Origin of the sequence: Psychroserpens sp. Hel_I_66, assembly GCF_000799465.1 — a bacterium.
Taxonomy (GTDB): Bacteria; Bacteroidota; Bacteroidia; order Flavobacteriales; family Flavobacteriaceae; genus Psychroserpens.
Genome location: NZ_JUGU01000001.1, coordinates 1 through 22,591 on the forward strand (window position 1 = coordinate 1; position 22,591 = coordinate 22,591).

19 protein-coding genes and 1 tRNA gene are annotated in these 22,591 nt (G+C 35.6%); 5 read left to right on the forward strand and 15 right to left on the reverse strand.

What is annotated here, in order from left to right; translation table 11 throughout:
• Window positions 1-276: 276 nt before the first annotated feature.
• From GQ40_RS00005 to GQ40_RS00015, 3 genes are read right to left on the reverse strand one after another with little or no spacing between them, the layout of a single operon-like run.
• Window positions 277-891, reverse strand: coding sequence for a hypothetical protein (locus tag GQ40_RS00005; protein ID WP_156115479.1), 615 nt, complete (start codon window positions 889-891; stop codon window positions 277-279).
• A 19-nt stretch (window positions 892-910) separates the two neighbouring features.
• Window positions 911-2,530: a hypothetical protein gene (locus GQ40_RS00010; protein ID WP_047544615.1), complete on the reverse strand. Its 1,620-nt coding sequence runs from the start codon at window positions 2,528-2,530 to the stop codon at window positions 911-913.
• 32 nt (window positions 2,531-2,562) lie between these two features.
• Window positions 2,563-3,276 (reverse strand): fibronectin type III domain-containing protein, encoded by a 714-nt coding sequence (locus tag GQ40_RS00015; RefSeq protein ID WP_047544617.1) that lies wholly within the window; start codon window positions 3,274-3,276, stop codon window positions 2,563-2,565.
• A gap of 127 nt (window positions 3,277-3,403) precedes the next feature.
• Here GQ40_RS00015 and GQ40_RS00020 point away from each other — a divergent pair, with 127 nt between their 5' ends.
• Window positions 3,404-3,781 (forward strand): hypothetical protein, encoded by a 378-nt coding sequence (locus GQ40_RS00020; RefSeq protein WP_047544619.1) that lies wholly within the window; start codon window positions 3,404-3,406, stop codon window positions 3,779-3,781.
• 17 nt (window positions 3,782-3,798) lie between these two features.
• Here GQ40_RS00020 and GQ40_RS00025 read toward each other — a convergent pair whose 3' ends face one another.
• The 4 genes from GQ40_RS00025 to GQ40_RS00040 are packed head-to-tail and all read right to left on the reverse strand — an operon-like array spanning window position 3,799 to window position 13,495.
• Window positions 3,799-5,670, reverse strand: coding sequence for an OmpA family protein (locus tag GQ40_RS00025; protein ID WP_047544621.1), 1,872 nt, complete (start codon window positions 5,668-5,670; stop codon window positions 3,799-3,801).
• 10 nt (window positions 5,671-5,680) lie between these two features.
• Entirely contained in the window at window positions 5,681-6,622 is a 942-nt protein-coding gene (locus tag GQ40_RS00030) for a type IX secretion system membrane protein PorP/SprF (RefSeq protein WP_316931445.1), read from the reverse strand.
• A gap of 12 nt (window positions 6,623-6,634) precedes the next feature.
• Entirely contained in the window at window positions 6,635-11,149 is a 4,515-nt protein-coding gene (locus GQ40_RS00035) for a gliding motility-associated C-terminal domain-containing protein (RefSeq protein WP_047544625.1), read from the reverse strand.
• A 33-nt stretch (window positions 11,150-11,182) separates the two neighbouring features.
• Entirely contained in the window at window positions 11,183-13,495 is a 2,313-nt protein-coding gene (locus GQ40_RS00040) for a LysM peptidoglycan-binding domain-containing protein (RefSeq protein ID WP_081990145.1), read from the reverse strand.
• A gap of 177 nt (window positions 13,496-13,672) precedes the next feature.
• On the opposite strand from GQ40_RS00040, the gene GQ40_RS00045 reads away from it, so the two are divergent.
• Window positions 13,673-14,680: an FAD:protein FMN transferase gene (locus GQ40_RS00045; RefSeq protein ID WP_047544629.1), complete on the forward strand. Its 1,008-nt coding sequence runs from the start codon at window positions 13,673-13,675 to the stop codon at window positions 14,678-14,680.
• Window positions 14,681-14,801: 121 nt separating this feature from the next.
• Here GQ40_RS00045 and GQ40_RS00050 read toward each other — a convergent pair whose 3' ends face one another.
• The 6 genes from GQ40_RS00050 to gpmI are packed head-to-tail and all read right to left on the reverse strand — an operon-like array spanning window position 14,802 to window position 19,573.
• Window positions 14,802-15,170, reverse strand: a complete 369-nt coding sequence (locus tag GQ40_RS00050) for a DUF423 domain-containing protein (RefSeq protein WP_047544631.1) — start codon at window positions 15,168-15,170, stop codon at window positions 14,802-14,804.
• 19 nt (window positions 15,171-15,189) lie between these two features.
• Entirely contained in the window at window positions 15,190-15,981 is a 792-nt protein-coding gene (locus tag GQ40_RS00055; protein ID WP_047544633.1) for a class I SAM-dependent methyltransferase, read from the reverse strand.
• A gap of 5 nt (window positions 15,982-15,986) precedes the next feature.
• Window positions 15,987-16,769 carry a DUF3050 domain-containing protein gene (locus GQ40_RS00060; RefSeq protein WP_047544635.1) on the reverse strand — a complete coding sequence of 261 codons (783 nt, stop codon included), beginning with the start codon at window positions 16,767-16,769 and terminating at the stop codon, window positions 15,987-15,989.
• A 6-nt stretch (window positions 16,770-16,775) separates the two neighbouring features.
• A complete protein-coding gene (gene map, locus GQ40_RS00065) occupies window positions 16,776-17,594 on the reverse strand; it encodes a type I methionyl aminopeptidase (RefSeq protein WP_047544636.1) in 819 nt (272 codons plus the stop codon).
• A gap of 1 nt (window position 17,595) precedes the next feature.
• Window positions 17,596-18,009 carry a BT0820 family HAD-type phosphatase gene (locus GQ40_RS00070; protein ID WP_047544639.1) on the reverse strand — a complete coding sequence of 138 codons (414 nt, stop codon included), beginning with the start codon at window positions 18,007-18,009 and terminating at the stop codon, window positions 17,596-17,598.
• A gap of 46 nt (window positions 18,010-18,055) precedes the next feature.
• On the reverse strand, window positions 18,056-19,573 hold the full coding sequence (gene gpmI, locus GQ40_RS00075; protein ID WP_047544641.1) for a 2,3-bisphosphoglycerate-independent phosphoglycerate mutase: 1,518 nt from the start codon (window positions 19,571-19,573) through the stop codon (window positions 18,056-18,058).
• 265 nt (window positions 19,574-19,838) lie between these two features.
• On the opposite strand from gpmI, the gene GQ40_RS00080 reads away from it, so the two are divergent.
• Window positions 19,839-20,222, forward strand: a complete 384-nt coding sequence (locus tag GQ40_RS00080; protein WP_047551195.1) for an ankyrin repeat domain-containing protein — start codon at window positions 19,839-19,841, stop codon at window positions 20,220-20,222.
• Window positions 20,223-20,403: 181 nt separating this feature from the next.
• On the opposite strand, the gene GQ40_RS00085 is transcribed toward GQ40_RS00080, so the two are convergent.
• Entirely contained in the window at window positions 20,404-21,138 is a 735-nt protein-coding gene (locus GQ40_RS00085) for a M15 family metallopeptidase (RefSeq protein WP_047544643.1), read from the reverse strand.
• A gap of 106 nt (window positions 21,139-21,244) precedes the next feature.
• Between GQ40_RS00085 and GQ40_RS00090 the strand changes: the two genes are divergently transcribed.
• Window positions 21,245-21,670: a GNAT family N-acetyltransferase gene (locus GQ40_RS00090; RefSeq protein WP_047544646.1), complete on the forward strand. Its 426-nt coding sequence runs from the start codon at window positions 21,245-21,247 to the stop codon at window positions 21,668-21,670.
• 49 nt (window positions 21,671-21,719) lie between these two features.
• Window positions 21,720-21,792: transfer RNA gene (locus GQ40_RS00095), tRNA-Gly, on the forward strand.
• A 31-nt stretch (window positions 21,793-21,823) separates the two neighbouring features.
• On the opposite strand, the gene pepE is transcribed toward GQ40_RS00095, so the two are convergent.
• The gene (gene pepE / locus GQ40_RS00100) at window positions 21,824-22,531 is read right to left on the reverse strand and encodes a dipeptidase PepE (protein ID WP_052184094.1); all 708 of its coding nucleotides are present in this window, start codon (window positions 22,529-22,531) and stop codon (window positions 21,824-21,826) included.
• Window positions 22,532-22,591 lie beyond the last annotated feature (60 nt).

Sequence of the window (22,591 nt, forward strand, 5' to 3'; positions counted from 1 at the left end):
AGGCGTCTTGATAGATGTCTTTTGCATGTTCTTGAGAACCACTATTTTTTAAGATGAGTGTTTCAACTTTATGGTAATTTTTGGTGTAGAATTCTTTTAAGGCAATAGAGTTATTGTCTTTTATAGCGGTAATTAGTTGTAGTTGGTAATCAATCTTGTAGGCTTCCCTCATGTTAATAGCTAATCATCAGAAAGATACAATTATTTCAATTTTCAACAAATACTTGACCACTAAATCTAATTATACACGGTAAACTACCTTTTTTGTCTTTGTAATCATGCTTTTTGCATGGCATTTTTTCCAAACCAAGCACCACCTAAAATCATTAATAACAGCCCAGACCATCTTATAAGATTAAATGAGGATGATGGGTTATCCATTTTAAATTCAAATATCGTTTTTCCGAAGGAATCCTTATCCACCTTAATATTGTTGGCAGTATCAGGAAATTCAATAATTGTGGTTTGTTGGAGAGTTCCTCCAAATTCTGGCGGACTCGCAACAATCATATACTTACGGTCGGTAAGCTCTGTCAATTGCACATCCTTTTTATCTGTGTCCATAATCCATCTTCCACGTTTATCAATTTTACAAACTCCGTAAGCGTTCAAGCTTAAATTGAAAGACCGGTTCATGTCATCTTTTTCTAATTTAAAATCATCAACTATAAAAGCAGGCATGCTACGTTCCATATCTCTTTTTAATGCCGATGGATTTGCACCATAAGTTCCATTCCATTGTTGCCATTGAGAGGCATTCATGTTCATGGAGATATTTAGTTTGGCGTTTCCAATTTCGTCAAGTTTCATTTCTATTTTTTGACTTGATTGTTGTGAATGCCCCATCAAAGACAGTAAGAAGGCTATAGTAAAAGTTATTATCGTTTTCATATTGTTGAATTTTAAAAAATTATCTAATGCTATTGTACACCTGGTTAATAATGCCCGAATTTTGATTGTAAACATAGTCTGGAGCGCCAACCGCTACAATTCTTATTCCGTTGTTGACTCTAACGGTTTTCCCTATCCAGTTAAATGTGCCATCCATAGAATAGGTTTGTCCCGTTATAGAATTACCATTGATTTGATATTGCATTTCTAAACCGTACCCAAGAAAATATTGATTAAGTGTGGACATGGCTTGTTGTGCATTGGTAACAGGAATATCATAGATACTAACTGTTGTCATTTGATCTGGCGCAACCACTTGCGCAGTAAGTATTGGGATTTGTGGTACAGGACGCATCAAAGTTGACCAGCCACTAGGCACAGGAAAAGACAAAGCGTTTTTTGTGACTATTGGTGGATTAGGAATGTTGATTTCAGTATTCCTTCCGCCTTTTTTAGGGGTATTCGTTATTGGTTTGCCACCAGACCAAGAACCAACAACATCATCAACTTTTTGTCTCAAAAAGTCATTATCTTTTAAGTCCATAGCAGTTGCACCATTTTGATTCAAAGCATGAACATCTACAGCAACATAGCGAGAATCACCAGCGTTTTGACGTTGAATAAATTCTTGTAATTGTTTTTGACCTTGCTCAAATGCTTTTTCTACGGAAGAAACGCCACCCAAGCCTTCACCACCAATACCTGTTGCTTCAATAGCATAATATTGACCATTCATTTTAAAACCAGGATATGCATGCCCAGGAATTAAATAAATCATAGGATCAATACCAGCAGCAGATAAAACACTAGCGTACAAAACACTTAGCTCAATACACAAACCTGTATTACCAGTAATAACTTCTCTTGGCAAACGCACTTGTTGGATCATCGAAGCCACATCATCTGTAGATTGTGGGATGCCTTTAGTACCACTATACACCATGTGAGATTGTCTTGTGGCTTCATATATTCCAGCCAAAAATTTAACACCATCTTCAGGTTTTCTAGACACAGAAGCCTGCTCACCTTTCATAAATTTTTCCTGTAGATTTTGTGTATAATATTTTACTACAGGATCATTAGGTGTTACAAAACAAGCTAATAAATCATCATTGTCAAACATATCGGCCCATGTGCTTATCTCTTCTTTTTTAATACCTGTATAGACATATTCGTTTCTATTGGTGAGTTTAAACGAAAACTCTTCTTCAATTATATCGTCTTCATCTGCGCCATCCCAAGTGATTTCTATTTCTGCTTTTTCAATAGATTCAGTGGTTTTTTCAGTAATATCATCCTTAAATTTTGGATAACACGGGATCACAATAGTTTGACCAGGGAACATTTCTCCAGAAACGGTCAATTCTGTCCAATCTATATAATCTGGGATTCGATATTTAACCGTAACATCCTCTAAAGTGGCATCGCTGTTGTTAGTGATTTTTGCTTTGAATAAATAATATTTACCATTTAGTGCATCTTCATTGGCATAAACACGATGTGCTGCAGGCATTATAAAAGCAGTCTTGTCAATTTCCACCTCTAGATCACCATTTGAGGAACCAGTTAAAAAGAAGCTGCTACCAAAGCATAATGCTCCAATTATGGTAATAGCTAACGGAATTATTTTTGAGTTCATAATGCTAATTTTTAAGTTGTGTTTTAAATTTTTTAAAAAGTGATAATAACCTGTGCAGTTCCTGCCCTTGAAGTTATATAATCTATGTATGTTTGATAGCCAGAACTTATGGTGTTTACTGAAGCAGAAGCTAAGTAAACAACATAATTTCCATTTGCATTTAAGACATAAATAGGATCATTTCGATTCTCATTAGTCCAAGAATAGGTTCCAGAATCATTAACTGTTACTCCATCAATAAAAGTGATTGAAAAATCTATTATCTCAATTTGATAAGCTGTTGCATTCTCATAAAAAGGTATTTCAAAACCAGCTCCTCTAATTTCTCGGGTGCCACCAGCTTCAGGGTAACTTTCATAAATCCAATCTGAAGCGTTTATGGTTAATATTAGAGTTTCTGGTTCTGTTAAAAAGAAGAAATCATCTTGCGAATGGCCACCTCTTCCATCATCTGCAATAATGGTTCCCTCGTAAACAGTTTCTGGAGTTAATCCAGTAAAATTGTAAGATAAAGCGGTAGTGCCAGTTGAAATTAATTGATCGTCCAAATAAATAGAATAGGTTACAGGATCGTCATCAATATCAATGGCTTCCGTCCATTCAATCGACGCGCCATCCATACGAGTTTCTAAAATAGTAACCGAAAATGGTCCTGGAGCAATATTATTTGGGTCGTTCGTGTCGTCTTCCGAAGAACAATTAAATACCAATAAAAGTAGTGCAAAAGTAAAAATGAGATTTTTCATGTAAAATGATTTATGATTATTTACTAAGACATCGCATAACTTTTAAGATGTCATCATTTTTTATGTCTTTTATTTTCTTCGGAAGATTTTAGATACACTTTTATCACCAACTTCGTATCTTTGCATTATGAGTAAAGCCTTATCAAAACAAGAATTACATAACTTGGCAATGAACCATGTTGGCAAGGATTTAGAAAAGCGTGGTTTTGAATTTGTAGCCATCAACAGCAAGTTGAAAAAGCATCCTCAATTTGTGTGTATTGATAAAAACAGCCAATACTTTTTTGTTATTGTAAAAGCTGTGCTGCTTCCAGAAAACCCCAATAATTACGATATGGTTTGGATGGAAACATTCAAAAAGCATGCGTTTGATAAAGATGCCAAAGTTTTATATGCAGGTGTTGGATTGGGCAACCCAAAAGGAGAGGATTTACCGGTGTATCTAAATGAAGAGTATCTTATTGAGTATAATGGTATTCAGGTTTTAGAGACTAACTTAAATTAAAATAATACTTTAAAGGCTTATTTAAGTATAATAAATTCACAACGCCTATTGATGGAATGTTCTACCTCAGTACAATCATCACCACAGTTTACCAAAGGAAGTATTTCTCCAAAACCTTTAGATTGTAGTCGCTCTTTACTGATACCTTTTGAGACAATATAATTCAAAGTAGCTTTGGCACGATTATTAGATAATACTAAATTGTAACTATTACTACTTCTAGAATCTGTATGAGCTCCTAATTGAATTTCCATTCTAGGGTATTTCATTAATAAATCAGCTAGAACATCTAATGTTTTTGCAGCTTCTGGCTTGATATCCCATTTATTTAAATCAAAATAGATGTTTTCTAGTTCTATATAGATATAACCATCTATTTTAGTAACAACAATTTCTTCGGCATCATCATAAGATTCTATTTCCAATTCTAGATCATATTCAATTTTGCCTTCATCATTGGTGTTAATACTTTCAATTGTTGGGATGTAGAAACTTCTATAGCCTTCAATTTGATACTTTTTATTTGGTTCTGTTTCAAATTTATACATGGCATCATCACCAACAACCATTTGATTAATGATATTCCCATCTTCATCGAGTAAAGTCACCAAAGATCCAGGTAAAATCTCTTTAGAATTTTTATCACGTACCTCTCCCTCTACAAAGAATGTTTTTCTGTTTGGTTCTCTTGTAAATGAATATAGACGATCTTTCCCATCTCTGTTTGATGATAAAAACCCTTCATCTAATGAATCTTTCAAAACAAAACCAAAGTCATCCAATCCAGAGTTAATAGTACTCCCAAGATTTAATGCCTCTTCAAAATTATTGTCTTTATAAACACTCCTAAATAAATCTAAGCCACCTAGTCCTTTATGACCATTTGATGCAAAGTATAGAATGCTATCCTTAGTTATAAATGGAAATTGCTCTCTATGCTTAGTGTTTATGGTGCTGCCCAAATTTATTGGATTACCATAACTATTATTGGCATAAATATCAATATAAAAGATGTCAAAAGAGCCTAAAGCACCAGGCATATCACTAGAAAAATATAATCTTGTGTTCTCTTTGTTTAAGACTGGATGTTGGGTAGAGTACAAGTCGCTAGAAAAAGGCATTACAGTAATATTTGTCCATGTGCTATCAATAAATTCTGCACGGTATATTTTGATCACAGCAATTTTCTCTTCACCTATTTTTATACGCTTTTTATTGGTTCTAGAGAAATACATTGTTTTACCGTCGTTAGTAAATGTGGCATTACTTTCATGTGTTTTACTATTAATATCTTCGGAAAATGGCTCCACGTTTTCAAGGTTTTTATCTTCAGAAACTGAAGCTTTGTATAAATCCAAGTATGGGTTTTTGTTCCAAGCATATTTAGGGTTTTCGGTGTTGCGTAAAGATGCAAATACGACTTGGTCTTTAAAATAACTAACTCCAAAATCTCCAATATTAGAACCGCTTTCAACTTGCTTAATAGTATAATTATAAGGGACTAAAGACGTTAGATCTTCAATAAATTGAGGTGTGTTTTCGGGAAGGTTTGAGTATTCATTCATTATTTGATCTCCAGTATCATAATCTTCAATACCTTTTAAAGCATGTGCATATCTAAAATAGGTTTCAGCATTTAAACTATCTTTATACTTAGAAAATAATTTTTCATAGGCATTACTTGCCTTTTTCATTTCAAAATTATAATAATAAGAATCTCCAAGATTTTCAAGAGATTCCTGACTATCATCTAACTGCTCGTATATCTCAGCAGCTTCAACATATGCTTTATTAGCAAAAAGTTGATTTGCCCGTTTTAAACTTTTCTTTTGTCCAAAGCTCAAACTGCATACACACAAAAGATATATAAGGATGTAATTTTTGTTCATAATAATGAGTTTAGAAAAATCTTGGTGATTTATCGAATCCGTTACCTAGTTTTCCAATATCAAAAAGTAAAATAATTTCGTGTGAGCCTGAGTTAAATCTACCAAGGTTTGAGAGTGTATAGTCGTAAGCGTAACCAATACGTAATGAGTCAATAACTTTAATGTTAAACAAACCACTTAACGAATCGTCAAACCGATAACCAACACCAAATTCAAAAGTATCATTTATTAGAACATTTGTCGTTAAATCCAAAGATATTGGAGCACCAGAAACTGATTTTGCCATGATAGCTGGTTTTATTTTTAGACTTTCGTTTATATCGTAAACATAACCTGCGGTAAAAAATAAATGTGTTTCTTCTTTTCTTGATGTTACAATTCCGCTATCATTATCTAAATGTTCAGATTCTAATAAATTAGGCGCAGATAATCCTATGTAAAATTGTTTTCCGAAGTAAAAAGCACCAATACCAATGTTAGGGGACGTTTTACTCAAGTTATTTGCAAATGCAGGATCTGGTAGATCATCAGAATACACAAAACCATTAAAATTTGTGCTAAAAAATGTAGCACCAGCTTTTATACCAAAAGATAGTTTTGTGTTTTGGCTAATAGGAATGGCATAGGCAAAATCTGCAAATAAATTTGTTTCTTTAACAACGTCTCCAATTTGATCATGGATTGCAGAGATACCGCCTTCCATTCTGTTGCCCAATGTCGTATGAGCAAAAAAGCTACTTGTAGTTGGTCCTCCAACAGATCCAACCCACTGTGCACGATGTAAAAGCCCCAGATTAATTACATCTGGATCATCTGTTGCGTACCCAGGATTAATAACACTCATATTATACATATAATGAGTGTATTGGGCATCTTGTTGAGAAAAAGCCAATACACCTATTAGTAGAGGTATAATTTTTATGCTATATGTTAAGAGTTTTTTAGTCATCATATCTAGTCATTGCTATCTACTTAAATAAACCCTTCCTTGAATTGGGTTTCTATTACCATCATTAAATTCCAGAATAAAGAAATATATCCCAACTGGTAATCTAGAATCTCCAAGAGTTACTCCTTTATCTGAAGTTCCATCCCAATCTGGTGTGGTTATATCTCCTTTATATAGAATATTTCCGTAACGGTTATAAATTTCTAATGTAAAATTAGGATATAATTCTCTTAAGTTTTCAATGGTGAATTCATCATTTATGGAGTCGTCGTTGGGTGAAAACCCATCTGGGATTACAATATCTACCGGGCAATTTTCAAATGTTACTGTAACTTCTAGCCTAACTGTACTTTCGCATCCATCATCTGACAAAGCAGACGCATAATAAGTTTGACCGTCGATTAAGGTTTCGGTATTTTCATAGCTATTGCCATTAGTTGGGGCATCATACCAGGTAATGACTTCTGTACTTATAATACTGCTAGAGAGATTTTCTATCGTTGGTTCATCTTGAAGGCAAAAAATATTTCCATTTTCTATGAGTTCAGGTGTCACACTATTAAGAACTGTAAAACTAGAAGGTAATATTGCTGAAACATCTGCGCTGCAAATTGATCCTACATTCGTAATTGAAGTTATTGTTACCGTTGTTAATCCAGTATTTGTTAATAGACTGGCAGGTATGTTAAAAACAGAATCTCCATTAAGAACATTAATTGTAGTGGTGTTATTAGATATATTTGCTCCAGAAAGATTATAAGTTAACGTAAATGTCCCATCTGCTAAGAAAGTCGCATTTGTAATTGATATATCATTAGAAAGTCCTAAACAGATATCTTCCGAAGACATTTCTAAACCAGTTGCATCTGGATTAGTTTCTATTGTTACAGTTAGAGAAGAGGTGTCTGATTGGTTGCAAGCAATTGGACCTGTAACTGTGTAGGTATATATACCAGCTGGATCTACATTGGGATCAAAAATTCCACTTCCGCTAACAAGTGTAGGACTCCAAGTTCCACCAGAATCTGGAGTGCCATTTAAATAATTGAACAAATCTTGAGGACCATCACCGATACAAATCACAGCGTTACTATCTTCACCAGCATTAGGTGGTGGAATAATAGAAACAGTAACTGTTGCAGATTGGTCTTCACAAGGAGATGTTCCTGTTAAGGTATAGGTATAAACACCAGCTATATCATCGTTAGGATCAAAAAGTCCTGTACCACTACTCAGTGCTGGACTCCATGTGCCACCAGTTTCAGGTGAGCCACCAAGTATTGTAAACAAATCTATAGCGCCACCATTATTACATAAATCTAATGTTGCACCAGTTCCAGGATCTGGAGGAATACTGGTTGTTACCGTCACCGTTGCGGAGGAATCTTCACAGGGCGGATCAGCAGGAATTGTATAGGTATAAACACCATCGGCATCTAGGCTTGGGTCAAAAACGCCAGTTCCACTCGCCAGGGCAGGAGACCATGTGCCACCGGTCTCAGGTGAGCCACCGAGTATTGTAAATAAGTCTATCGGGCCATTGTCTAAGCAGAGATCTACTGCACCGTCTGTTCCAGCATCCGGAGATGGGATAAATGTTACGTTTACCGTTGCGGATTGGTCACCACATGGAGGTGTTCCCGTTAATGTATAGGTGTAGGCACCAGCTGGATCTATGGCAGGATCGAAAAGTCCGGTTCCACTCGCCAGGGCAGGGGACCATGAGCCACCGATCTCGGGAGAGCCACCGAGAACTGTGAACAAATCAATTGGATCGCTGTTCGTGCAGAGGTCCACTGTTGCACCAGTCCCAGGATCCGGAGGGATGTTCGTCGTTACCGTCACCGTTGCGGAGGAATCTTCACAGGGCGGATCAGCAGGGATTGTATAGGTATAAGCACCAGCGGTATCTAGACTTGGGTCAAAAACGCCAGTTCCACTCGCCAGGGCAGGAGACCATGTGCCACCGGTCTCAGGTGAGCCACCGAGTAATGTAAATAAGTCTATCGGGCCATTGTCTAAGCACAGATCTACTGCACCGTCTGTCCCAGCATCCGGAGATGGGATAAATGTTACGTTTACCGTTGCGGATTGGTCGCCACAGGGAGGCGTTCCCGTTAATGTATAGGTGTAGGCGCCAGCTGCATCTAGTGCAGGATCGAAAAGTCCGGTTCCACTCGCCAGGGCAGGGGACCATGAGCCACCGGTCTCGGGAGAGCCACCGAGAACTGTGAACAAATCTATTGGATCGCTGTTCGTGCACAGGTCCACTGTTGCACCAGTCCCAGGGTCCGGAGGGATGTTGGTCGTTACCGTCACCGTTGCGGAGGAGTTTTCACAGGGCGGATCAGCAGGAATTGTATAGGTATAAACACCAGCGGTATCTAGGCTTGGGTCAAAAACGCCAGTTCCACTCGCCAGGGCAGGAGACCATGTGCCACCGGTCTCAGGTGAGCCACCGAGTAATGTAAATAAGTCTATCGGGCCATTGTCTAAGCACAGATCTACTGCACCGTCTGTCCCAGCATCCGGAGATGGGATAAATGTTACGTTTACCGTTGCGGATTGGTCGCCACAGGGAGGCGTTCCCGTTAATGTATAGGTGTAGGCGCCAGCTGCATCTAGTGCAGGATCGAAAAGTCCGGTTCCACTCGCCAGGGCAGGGGACCATGAGCCACCGGTCTCGGGAGAGCCACCGAGAACTGTGAACAAATCTATTGGATCGCTGTTCGTGCAGAGGTCCACTGTTGCACCAGTCCCAGGATCTGGAGGGATGTTCGTCGTTACCGTCACCGTTGCAGATGCATCCGAACAAGGTGCACTTCCGGAGATAGTATACGTATAAACACCAGCGGTATCTAGACTTGGGTCAAAAACCCCAGTTCCACTTGCCAGGGCAGGAGTCCATGAGCCACCGGTCTCAGGTGAGCCACCGAGTAATGTAAATAAGTCTATTGGGCCATTGTCTAAGCAGAGATCTACTGCACCGTCTGTTCCAGCATCCGGAGATGGGATAAATGTTACGTTTACCGTTGCGGATTGGTCACCACAGGGAGGTGTTCCCGTTAATGTATAGGTGTAGGCACCAGCTGGATCTATGGCAGGATCGAAAAGTCCGGTGCCACTCGCCAGGGCAGGAGACCATGAGCCACCGGTCTCGGGAGAGCCACCGAGAACTGTGAACAAATCTATTGGATCGCTGTTTGTGCAGAGGTCCAATGTTGCGCCAGTCCCTGGATCTGGAGGGATGTTCGTCGTTACCGTCACCGTTGCAGATGCATCTGGACAAGGTGCACTTCCGGAGATAGTATACGTATAAACACCAGCGGTATCTAGAGTTGGGTCAAAAACTCCAGTTCCACTCGCCAGGGCAGGAGTCCATGTGCCACCGGTCTCAGGTGAGCCACCGAGTATTGTAAATAAGTCTACTGGGCCATTGTCTAAGCACAGATCTACTGCACCGTCTGTTCCAGGATCTGAGAGGGGATTTATTGTAATGGTAACCGTTGATGTATTGCTACCACAGACCGTAGTTGTATCTACTTGATATGTAAAAATGTAAGGTCCGCCTGCAACAGTTAATGATGTAATATCTAATGTACCTGTACTACCATTAGTTGTGGGGAAAGGACCACTCCAAAACCCATCAATATCTGGATTTCCTGATAAGCTATCTATTAAATCTACAGACATAATAGTACTAAGATCTGTTTCGCAAAAATCTAAAACTCCATCTGTGCCTGAATTAGCTGGTGAGTTTATAACAACTGTGACCTCAAGTCTATTATCACTTTCACATGGTGGATCTACAGATGTGGCAAAATAGTTTTCTCCATCGATCAATGCTACATTTTGGTCCAATGGCACTACTGATTCTGAATTGGGATACCAATTGTTAAAACCTAATGCTACGAGATCAGCAACTGTTGGTGCATCATCAGAACAAAATTCTTGAACAGCATCACCTGTTGGTACAGGAACTACCCCAACGTTGACTAATACAGATAATCTTGATGTTCTACAGTTTGTATCAGGGTTTTCTTGATCTGCATAGTATATTGTATTATCATTTAAAATTGTTGTTGGTAATAAAGCTATACCTCCTGATGATACACTATACCACTGTACATTATTTCCGATGGCGTTTAAATCTGAGATTGTAGCATCATTTGCATCATCAACACAAACACCTTGAAAATTTAATCCTAAAGGTGCTCCATAAATAAACACGTCAACACGCTCTCTAGTTCCACATGTGCCAGTTGCATCATCGGCATAATAATCCTCTCCAGATATTAATCCTTCCGAAGCTGAAATTGGTGTTGTTGATGTTTGAGTATCATACCAAAATACACCATTACCATTATCTGTAGCTATCAAATCAGATATAATTGGTCCATCAATATCACAAAAACTCTGAGTAACATTTGAAATGGATGGGCACTGTGCATTAATATTTAATGTACCTACTATAAAAAGAAATAAGAATATTAGCTGTTTATGGTTAATAGCGTTAGGGTGTTTTAACATAAAAAAACTTCTTATAAAGGTTAAATCTAGTGATTAATTACCAATTTCTAAATTATTAAATTCACGAATAATAATTTCATGATTATCAAAAACCCCAGAATTATTTTTTTTGTAGTTAAATTTAAGCGTGAAATATTCAGTTTTATAGATTTTTGCTGTCTCCTGAAAACTAACATCTTGGGACAATCTCAACATCGTATCAAACATTATATCAAATCCTTGAAGTACTTTGTTGGAGGGATCTGTATCATTTTTGAGCTTATAATTGTTAAAATATCTCAATGTTTTGGAATTATTCGTAATCTGTGATAAATCTGGATAAATTAATTTTAAAATTTTAAATCTCTTTGATGAAATTTGTTGTCCCTTCGGAACTAATGCCGATTCTAACACAGCTATTTGTATTTCAAATTTTGAAGATTGGCCTAGCAATACTGTGGTAGAACTTAAAAACACCCCGTTTTTTTCGCTATCAATAACAACATAGTTAGTTTTATTTTTTTCAAGATTAGAAATTAAATCATTTTCTGAGAACTCATTGTCGGTATTGGTAATAAAAATTTTTGCATTTGGTGAAAACTTTTTAATTAATAATCTGCTCTCAAGTCGATTAACATCACTTATCACAATAATATTACCATTGCTCTCATTGAGATACTCAAGCGTTTTTTCTATTTGAATCTCTGTTGTTGGTAGCGCTTGATAAATTGTTTCTATTTGATAATCATAAGTTTCTGAATTTGTTGTTATGATGGGAATATCACTATTTAATGTCGTTGATAGGGCAGTTTCAAGGTCTTCATCAATCTTAGAAGCTATAATGGCATCAAAGGAATTTATATCAATATTTTCTATTCCGTTCGAGATCTTCTCTAAACTAATTTCCGCTTTTAAACCTAATTTATTTAAGCTATCTATTGCAGTTTTAGCTCCTCTGTAAAATTGAATATCATTTTGTAGATCAGTATCTGCAATAGCATTGAAATTAGTCGTGTTTTTATCGTAGTATTTAAATTCTTCATTGCTAAAAGGCATAAGCATTAGAATTTTTTTATTTGTTTTCGAAGTAACGATTGAGCTTAAATCCTTATATGAATTATCTGATGAATTATTATTTAGGTTTGGTGATAATTCAACTGAAGTCGTATCAAGATTTTTAATTGGCATTTTTATAATTGTTCCGATAGTTACAGATTCTGATAATTCAGGATTTAATTTAAGGAACTCTGGTATCGTCATACCAGCTTTTTTAGAGAGACCGTAAAGTGTTTCTTTAGGTTCTATAACATAAGGTTTATATGCTAACTGTTCGTTTTCATTAATATTAATGGCAGGATTATTTGGTGAAATTGAATCTTGATCAATTGTGTTTTTTGCTAACTCTGTAGTATCTTTTAAAACAATATTATCAGGATCATTTGGGTTAGGTTCAATATCTTGTTCAGCTAAATCTGTTGGTGTTTCGGTTGAGTTCGAATCGGTCGTGTTTTTAATGTTTTCTTCTTCTTCTAATACTTTATCGCTACTTGTTTGAGCTATAGTATTAATATCTTCCGAAGGAATTTTTATAACAGTGCCATAGCGCAACATATCAACAATTTGGGGGTTTAAACGTTCTAGTTCAGAAATTGAAGTATCGAACATTTTTGATAGAGCAAATTTTGTGTCTCCCTTTTTTACTAAATATTCTGTTTTATTTCGTGTATTGGCTAATGAATTTGAATCGTCACTATTTGGTATTTTTATCTGTGAACCAATAGCCATTTTTTCAGGAATAACTGAAGAATTAATACTCGTAAGCAGATTTAGATCCACATTGTATTGTTTTGAAATACCATAAAACGTATCTCCTTTTATTACCGTATGAAATGTATTTGACGACTGCGTGCTTTGAGGTTTAGACGTGTTTTGAGTTTGTGATTGAGGTGAATAATTAGAATTATTTATCTCAAGAATATGACCAGCTTGTAACATAGGTTTTATGTGTGGGTTCTGGTCCTCTAAAGAACTAATGCTAATTCCGAATTTTTTTGAAAGACCAAATTTTGTATCACCTCTTTTTACCTTGTAAACAAAAGCATTGCCACCTTTAGTTGTGTTTTGTGGTGCGGTATTTTGATTATTTGAAGCTTGTTCTTCGGAAACAGGAATTTTCAATACCTCGCCAACAAAAATTAAGTTTGAAGCCTCTGGGTTCAATTGAAAAATGTCGTTGACAGAGACATTATAGATCCTTGAAAGCTGATATACCGTTTCTCCCTTTTTAACTGTGTGATTTTTAGTGAGTTTTTGAGCATTTCCGAAGAAAAAACATAACATCAAAGACATGAAAAATACTCTAGTCATTTTATAAAGGTTGTACCTAGGATTAAACGTTGATAATCAAAAAAATAAAAATAATATTTTTTTTGTTCAAAAAGTGCTCAGAACGAGTAGTTATAAACAGGTTATTAACAATCTTTGGTTAATAAGAAGTTATTTCTTTAGTTTAAATTTGCTGAAATCTTTAATTAAAAATCTACTATGTATAGAGTTTTTTATTTTACCATCATTTTTCTATGCGTTGCTTCTTGTAAAAAGGAAGCAAGATCTACAACTCAAGACTTAATAAATACAAAACTTTCCGGACCAGTATTTGGTACCAGTTATTCTGTAATTTATGCTTCGGAAATGGACTACACCAAGCAATTTGATAGTTTATTTGAAGTCATCAATCAATCAATGTCAACTTACATTCCAGATTCTGAAATTTCAAAATTAAACCGCAACGAACCACATCAATTAGATATCCATTTTCAAAATGTGTTTTTAGCTTCAAAAAAGATTTATGATCAAACCAATGGTGCATTTGATCCCACTATTGGCAACGTCGTGAACGCTTGGAGTTTTGGTGCAGACAAAAAGAAATTTTTAACCGATAGCACCACGATTGATAGTTTAATGCGTTTTGTAGGTTTTGACAAGGTTAAGCCAATTAACCATAGATATGGTTTTAAAATAAACAAACCTCAAAATACTTATTTAGAATTTAATGCCATCGCAAAAGGCTACGGAGTTGATGTGATTGGAGAGTTTTTAGAGCGTAAAAACATTCAAGATTATCTAGTTGAAATTGGAGGAGAGATTAGGGCTAGAGGTGTGAATAAAGACAAGAATTCACCATGGCGAGTAGGGTTGGACGAGCCTCGATTTGACGGTGAACAATCGGTTTACAAAGCGATTGTTTTAAAAGATGAATCTATGGCGACTTCTGGCACTTACCGAAAATTTAAAATTGATGACAACGGTAATCGTTATGCACATATTATCGATACAAAAACCGGGTATCCGTCAAAAACGAATATTCTTAGTATCTCTGTAATTGCAGAGGATTGTATGACTGCAGATGCCTATGCAACTGCATTTCAAACCATGGGAATAGAAACTGTTACCCAGTTTCTAAAATCTCATCCAGAGTTAAAAGTGTTTATCATTTTTGAAAATGACAACAACGAGTTTGAAACGCTAAACCTGAATAACTTCCCAGAATAATTTAAAATAAAACCTAGCGACTTATTTAGAATTTATGGTATCCATAGATGCTAGTAGTAAGTTGATGAAAAGTCGCTCTAAATTTATTTAATTGTTTTTTTCTGTTTCAGAAACGAATGTTTTAAATGAAATTGATAAACAGCAGTGCCCACCCAATAACTAAAAGCATACCACCTATTGGCGTTATTGGTCCTAAAAATTTGAGTTTATTTCCTTTAGCGTCAGACAAAACCAAACCGTAAATGCTAAAAGAGAAGAGTAAAATTCCTATCGTAAAACACCAGTACATCGCTAAGGAGATGTGATTTAAGCCAAAACCCAAAACTAACAAAACGATGCCATGATACATTTGGTATTTGACACCAACTTCAAAACTATGTAGTTGATCCTTAGACAATCTTTTCTTTAGAGCATGAGCGCCAAAAGCTCCAAAAACTACTGATAAAATTCCAAAAAAAGCACCTGTTGCAATTACGATTTGTTCAGTCATTGTGATTTGATTTAGTCAACTATTTATAAACTACCGGTATAATTTCCCCTTTAGCCAAGCAGTATGTTTCTATTTCCTCTTCGGAAAGTTTAGCAGTGTAATCTACTTCATCAACTTTAAAACCAATGCTACGAAGCTTATCAAAATAATCCCGACCATAAACCCGAACATGATCATATTGTCCAAAGATTCGTGCACGTTCCTTTTGGTCTGTAATGGAATTATCCTGAAAAGTAACCGCTCTAGATAATTCCTGCGGAATTTGAAACACACCATATCCGCCAGGTTTCATAACCCGATATAATTCTTGCATCGCTTTGGTATCGTCTGGAATGTGCTCTAAAACATGATTACATAAAATAATATCGTAACTATTATCCTTAAAAGGTAAATTGCATATATCTGCTTTGACATCTGCAATTGGAGATAGTAGGTCTGTTGTGGTGTAGTCTATATTTTTTAGTTTTTTAAAACGTTTTAAAAAGCACTGTTCGGGAGCAAAATGGAGTACTTTTTTTTTATCATCTGAATTTTCCGAAGAACTTTCCGAAGAAAAAAAATTGGTTTCATTTTTTAAATATAACCACAGCAATCTATGGCGTTCTAAACTTAGTGTAGAAGGTGAGAGTACGTTGTTACGCTGGTTTCCGTAGCCATAAGGCAAAAAGGACTTAAAGCTTTTTCCGTCAATAGGATCTGTAAATTTATTGCCTTTTAAAAAGAATGCTAAAACTGGGCGAGCAATGTAGCTGAGCCTAATTAAAATAGGTCTGGGAATGGTGTTTAATATAAACTTGAAAAGTTTTTTCAAAGGGTTTAGTGCGTAATTGTAGTTTTTTGAGAGCCTATAAGTTTAGTTATACCATCCCAAAGAGCTATCCTGTGCTGTAATGATGATTTTGCAACAGATAAAACATCTTGCCATTTTTGTTGGTCTGTTCCGCAGAGTTCTTCTATCATTTTTAATGATAGAGGGCCATGTTCATCTCCATCTAATTCGATATGACGGTTGAGATAATATAATAATTTACTGTAAGATGCATTAGAAATTTGAGATTGGTTTAATATTTCAAAAAACATATCTGGAATGACATCTTCACGACCAAAAGTGAAAGCAGACGCAATTTTATGGGATTGATCTGTGTCTATAATATCAAAAGTAAATGTTACAAAATTTTGGGTTTCTACAGCTAATTGATTTGTTTGTAAAGCTGTATTAATAGAGTTTTTATTTTCAACTGACTTGATAAAATTCTCAATATGATCTGTATTTGCTCCAATTTGTGACATCGCGTCCAAATACATCTCAAAATGGCTTTTAGGCTCTCCTAACTCATTGAGATCAGTTTCTTCACCCATCACGATCTCATTAATAAAACGGGCTGTTTTTGGTTTGCTTGATGGCAGCCAAGGGGTTGTTGTGCATGTGAGCTTATTTTGCAATGACTTTAACAAGGACATGAAGTCCCAAACAGCAAAAACGTGTTGCTCCATAAAAATCTTGATGTCATCTAAAGATGACATCTCACTATAAAGTTTATGGTTTTTTAATTGTGCTCGTAATGAAACTAGTTCGTTTTCTATTTGCTGAATATTCATATAAAATTATATTTCTAAGGCTTCTTTTCTGAATTCATCCTCCTCATTAGAAGTAATACCCAATGCTTCATGTACGTAAGCAAAAGTTGATAATATCTCTGGTTTACCATCTACAATAGCTACATCATGTTCAAAATGTACGCTAGGTTTCCCGTCTTGAGTCACAATTGTCCATCCATCTTCGAGCTGTCTTACACGATGAGAACCACCATTTATCATAGGTTCTATAGCTACTACCATACCGTCAATAAATTTTTTACCACGACCTCTACGACCGTAATTTGGCATTTCTGGATCTTCGTGCATCTTGCGACCTAGACCGTGACCAACAAGTTCTCTCACAACTCCATAACCTTGAGCTTCGCAATATTGCTGTATTGCAAAACCAACATCTCCCACACGATTTCCAAGTTTAAATTCTCTAATACCTACGTATAAAGATTCTTTAGTGGTTTTAATGAGTTGTTTGGTTTCTGGAGCAACTTCACCAATTTCAAAAGTGTAGGCGTGATCACCATAAAAATCATTCATAAACGCTCCACAATCTATAGAGACGATATCTCCGTTTTTGAGAGGTTTATCTGTTGGTAATCCATGAACAACAGCTTCGTTAACGCTGCAAAGTAAAGTTGAAGGACAATCGTACAATCCCAAAAAACCAGGAAGAGCGCCTTGAGCTCTAATAAAATCTTCCGCAAGTTTATCTAAATGTTTTGTTGTAACGCCTTCTTTAGTTTCTTTTGCAAGCATTCCTAAAGTTTTAGAAACAACCAATGCGCTTTGGCGCATTAATTCTATTTCTTCTTTTGTTTTTACTATGATCATGTTATTTTTTTAAAAATGAAAAGAATCCTTTTTTTTGTTTTGGAATGTTCATGTTAAGGTCTTCTTTTGATATTAGCTGGTACACTTCTCCCCAACCTAAAATGCCACCAATATTCCTATCGTCAATATAAATATCTGCATAAATTTTGCGACTTACAGAGTTATCGTATTTCTCTTCTGGAAAACTTTGGTTCACCGCATAAAATGTTATGCCATTTTCTGTGCAAAAATCAACAGCTTCCTGTAGTTTTGAACCACTACGATAAGTCCACAATATAAGTCGATGACCATCTTTTTGAAGTCTTTTCATCGTTTCAAAAGCAAAAATACGGGCTTTACCGACTTTTGGATAGGCGTCCTCTACGATTGTACCATCAAAATCTATTGCTATGACAAGTTTATCTTGAAAATTCATTAGTGAGTTTTTGTTAAGTTGCAAAAGTACAATTTTTAGAAATTAATCATACTAAAGAATGTCGTGTCATAGCTTCTGGTTGTTGTACACCAATGAGCTTTAATATTGTTGGCGCGATATCTCCCAAAATTCCGTCCTTTATCGTTAATTTCTCATTATCAATTAAGATAACAGGTACAGGATTGGTTGTATGTGCTGTATTTGGTGATCCATCTGGATTAATCATGGTTTCACAATTACCATGATCTGCAATTAAGATTGTTGTATAATTATTGTCCAAAGCGGTTTCAACAACTTTTTTCACACAAATATCAACAGCTTCGCAGGCTTTTATAGCTGCTTCCATAACACCTGTATGACCAACCATATCACCATTCGCAAAATTTAGACATACAAAATCTACATCGCCTTTTTTAAGTTCTGGTAAAAGGGCTTCTGTAAGTTCAAAAGCACTCATTTCTGGTTGTAAATCGTAAGTTGCTACTTTTGGCGAGTTTCTTAGTAATCTAGTTTCACCTTTAAAAGGAGCTTCTTGTCCGCCAGAAAAGAAAAAAGTGACGTGTGGGTATTTTTCAGTTTCGGCAATTCTAATTTGTGTTTTGTTATGTCTTTCGAGGACTTCTCCTAAGGTATCGGTAAGATTGTCTTTATTGAAAACTACATTAATCCCATTGTACGAATCATCATAATTGGTCAATGTCACGTAATGTAAATTAAGTTTATGCATATTTTGCTCATGGAAATCTTGTTGTGATAGTGCTTCGGTTAGTTCTCGACCTCGATCTGTTCTAAAATTGAAAAAGATTACAACATCTCCATCTTTGATCGTAGTAATAGGTTCATCTTGCTTGTTGACCATTACGATAGGTTTGATGAATTCATCTGTTACCTGATTATCGTAGTTGTTTTCAATAGATTCTGTTGCCGATTGTGAATGCGCACCCATACCATTTACCATAGCATCGTAAGCGAGTTTTATACGTTCCCAACGTTTATCTCTATCCATTGCATAATAACGTCCTGTAATTGTTGCGAGTTGGGTGTTTGTGTTTTTAATATGTGATTCTAATGAAGTGATAAAGCCAAATCCAGATTTTGGATCTACGTCTCTTCCGTCTGTAAACGCATGTATGTAAGAATTTTTTATTCCGAAGTTATTAGCAGCATCAATCAATCCAAACAGGTGGTTGATATGGGAATGAACACCTCCATCACTAACCAGACCTAAAAAATGAATTGGTTTATTATTGGATTTCGCATAGTTGAATGCATCAACCAAAACTTGCTCATCCTTTAATGTGTCATTTTGAATAGCTAAATTTAATTTAACCAAATCCTGGTACACAATTCTACCAGCACCTAAGTTCATGTGTCCTACTTCGCTATTTCCCATTTGCCCTTCTGGGAGACCAACGTGCAAACCGTCTGTTCTTAAGGTGGCATTTGAATAGTTATGATACAATGAATCTATGTAAGGTGTGTTTGCATTGTCTATTGCAGAAACTTTTGGGTCTGGAGACATTCCCCATCCATCCAAAATCATTAAGATAACTTTCTTGTTCATTATGATGATTTTTATAAAAAATCAAAGATAAAAGTTTAATACCGGATAACTAAAAATGAGAATACAAAATATTTACTATTACCAATAATTGATGTATTTGTATGCAATAGATTGCCAATTATTCTCTTTTTGTGAAACTCTTAACATATTTGTTTGCAAACAGTTAAAAAAACGTTATTACTTTTTTTATGGTGTAACACTTCAAGGATTTTGTCGTCTCTTTAGTATAATCAAAAAACAATCAATTAATTTAAAATCTTTCATCATGAAAAAATCAGCAGTAATTATCGCAATCGCATTAGGGTTTTCATTCACATCCTTAAATGCAACAAACAACATTTTACCAACGTCAACTTATGATACAGTAACTAAAAAAGTGGTTGATCCATTTTGTATTTCAATTGTAAAAGGAGACTTTGATACTGTTAAAAAACTAATTGATTTAGGCCAGGACGTTAACAAAAAATCAAATGGTCTAACTCCAGCAATGTATGCTGCAAAATACAACAGATTGGATATCTTAAAGTTGCTTGTTGAAAAAGGAGCAAAATTAGAATTAAAGTCAACTAAAGGAGTAACAGCACTAGTTTTTGCAGAACGCTCCAACGCAAAGGATGTATTGGCATACATCAAAGGTTTAGAATCTTAAAACATACATGTCTTATTAAGACAATTATTTGAGTTAGTTAGTTAGAAAACGCGTCATTTATGACGCGTTTTGTATTTTCTGGATTTGGATGTGTGCTTTGCAATTCTGGAAGTCGATTAAGTAAGGCAGCAGCATTTAAAATTTCCAATTCCCATTGTTGATTTAGCTGTTGGTAATGAATTCACAAAAGTTCTGGATTGATGTCTAAGATATTCTCGTTGAGATAGTCAATTATGAATTCTTCGGAAAAATGCTCACATCCCATTAATTGCTCAGAATTAATAATAGTTCTCAAGTCCAGTTTTTGATAGGCTTTCAAATAGTGAAGTGAAAGTGGTTTGTAGCTGTAATGCCAAGGTTCATATTTAAAGCCTTTTCTGTCTTTATCATTTGTGTACACCAGATAAAAACCGAATGAATTGGCGTGATGATCCATCCACGTTTTAAATTTTGAAAAACAGCCAGTTCCTCCAAAGTGTTTTGGATTCAAAACGTTACCTGGTTGCGATACATTTGCATCTATAAGATCTATATCTGTAGCCCAATGATGTCTCGAAGTGCCAGGTATTGTAGAGTATTCGATAATTTTTTTAATACTTTCTTGAGGACTTAAACCTTTATTTATATTTTGTTTGTATTTGCGGTCCCAAATTCTGTTTTGATGTGCAAAATCCCTGTAGCTCGATACAGCCTGGATATTGATATTGCTTTTTAAGGCCTCTTCGCTCATTTTTAAAAAGGCATCATAGGCTTGTTTTCTTAATTTATATCCGTTGCCAAAGACTTCAGGGCTACCTTTGCCTATCAATGCGTTGTACGAAATCAAAGCATCATGATCTTGAAATGATATCTGCGGAAGAATCGCTAACCCCAAACCAAATAGTGTTGAATTTTTTATAAATGTGCTTCTTTTCATAATATCTTTGTGACTACATAATGTGTGCCATTATTTTTTGGTTTTTTAAGTAATCACGAAATCAAACTTAATCAAAAAAAGTTGTTTTCACTTTAAATTTATTTCAATGTCCTACCAATTTAAAATCCTAGAAAAATCTCGTATTGATGAGATTATTCCTTTAGTGCAAGAGCTTACGAGTTTTAAGGTTTCCGAAGCATTATTAAAAGAGCGTTTTGCCGAAATGGTTACCCAAAATTATGAATGTGCAGTAATTTGTGATGGTGATAAACTGATTGGAGTTTCTGGTATGTGGTTTTGTACGAGACATTATGTTGGCAAAACCGTTGAGATTGATCATGTTTACATTGAGGCATCTTACAGAAACAAGGGTTTGGGAAAAACTTTTTTAGATTGGCTTTATAACTATGCAAAATCAAAAGGTTGCACAACGGTTGAGTTAAATACATATGTTCAAAATTACCCGTCCCACAAATTTTACTATAACGAGGGTTTTGAAATTTTAGGCTATCATTTTTTAAAGAAATTTTAATTTTTTTATTGGCAGAAGTTAGAGTTATTTCTATATTTGCCACAGGAATGCGAGAGTAGCTCAGTTGGTAGAGCGTCAGCCTTCCAAGCTGAATGTCGCCAGTTCGAACCTGGTCTCTCGCTCAAAAGCTTTATCTTAATTGATGAAGCTTTTTTATTTCAAATCACTTAAATCACTCTCAGTTTTAATTTCATAAGGTTCTTGGTCGTATTTAAAAATGCGAGCATCTAAAGTTCCTTTTAATGTAATTGTATCTCCTTTAACCTCTAGCCAGCTACCTTCTCGAATCCCAACAACGGGTTGTGTATTGAATTTATGAAACTCCTTAATTCTAGTTTCGCGCGTTTCTCCCATGTGTTTGCTGGTTGGATCTGGATCCAAATAGTGCGGATTGATATTAAAGGGCACAAAACCAAAGGTCTTAAAACTTGGCGGATATACGATTGGCATATCATTGGTCGTGTTAATCGTAAGTCCGCAAATATTGCTTCCAGCACTTGTGCCAAGGTAAGGTGTTCCGTTTTTGACTTCGGTTTTTATAGTATCAATCAAATCATTTCTGTAGAGTTGATTGACTAAAACAAACGTATTGCCACCTCCAGTAAAAATCCCTTTTGCATTTTTAATAGCTTCTTTTGGATTTTCAAATTCATGAATGCCTTTGGCTGTTTTTCCTATTTTCTTAAAAGCGACGTTCACTCTTGTTGTGTACTCGTCATGGGTAATTCCGCTAGGTCTTGCGTATGGGATGAATAAAATTTCCGAAGTATCCTTAAAAAAAACACGCAGTTCATCAAGTAAATAATCTAAAGGTTCGCCACCGTGAATCGTTGATGTACTCGCTATAATTATATTTTTCATTGGTTTTAATTTATTGTAAATTTATGTAATCCCTTTTAAAGGTTTAATAAATACTTTGTC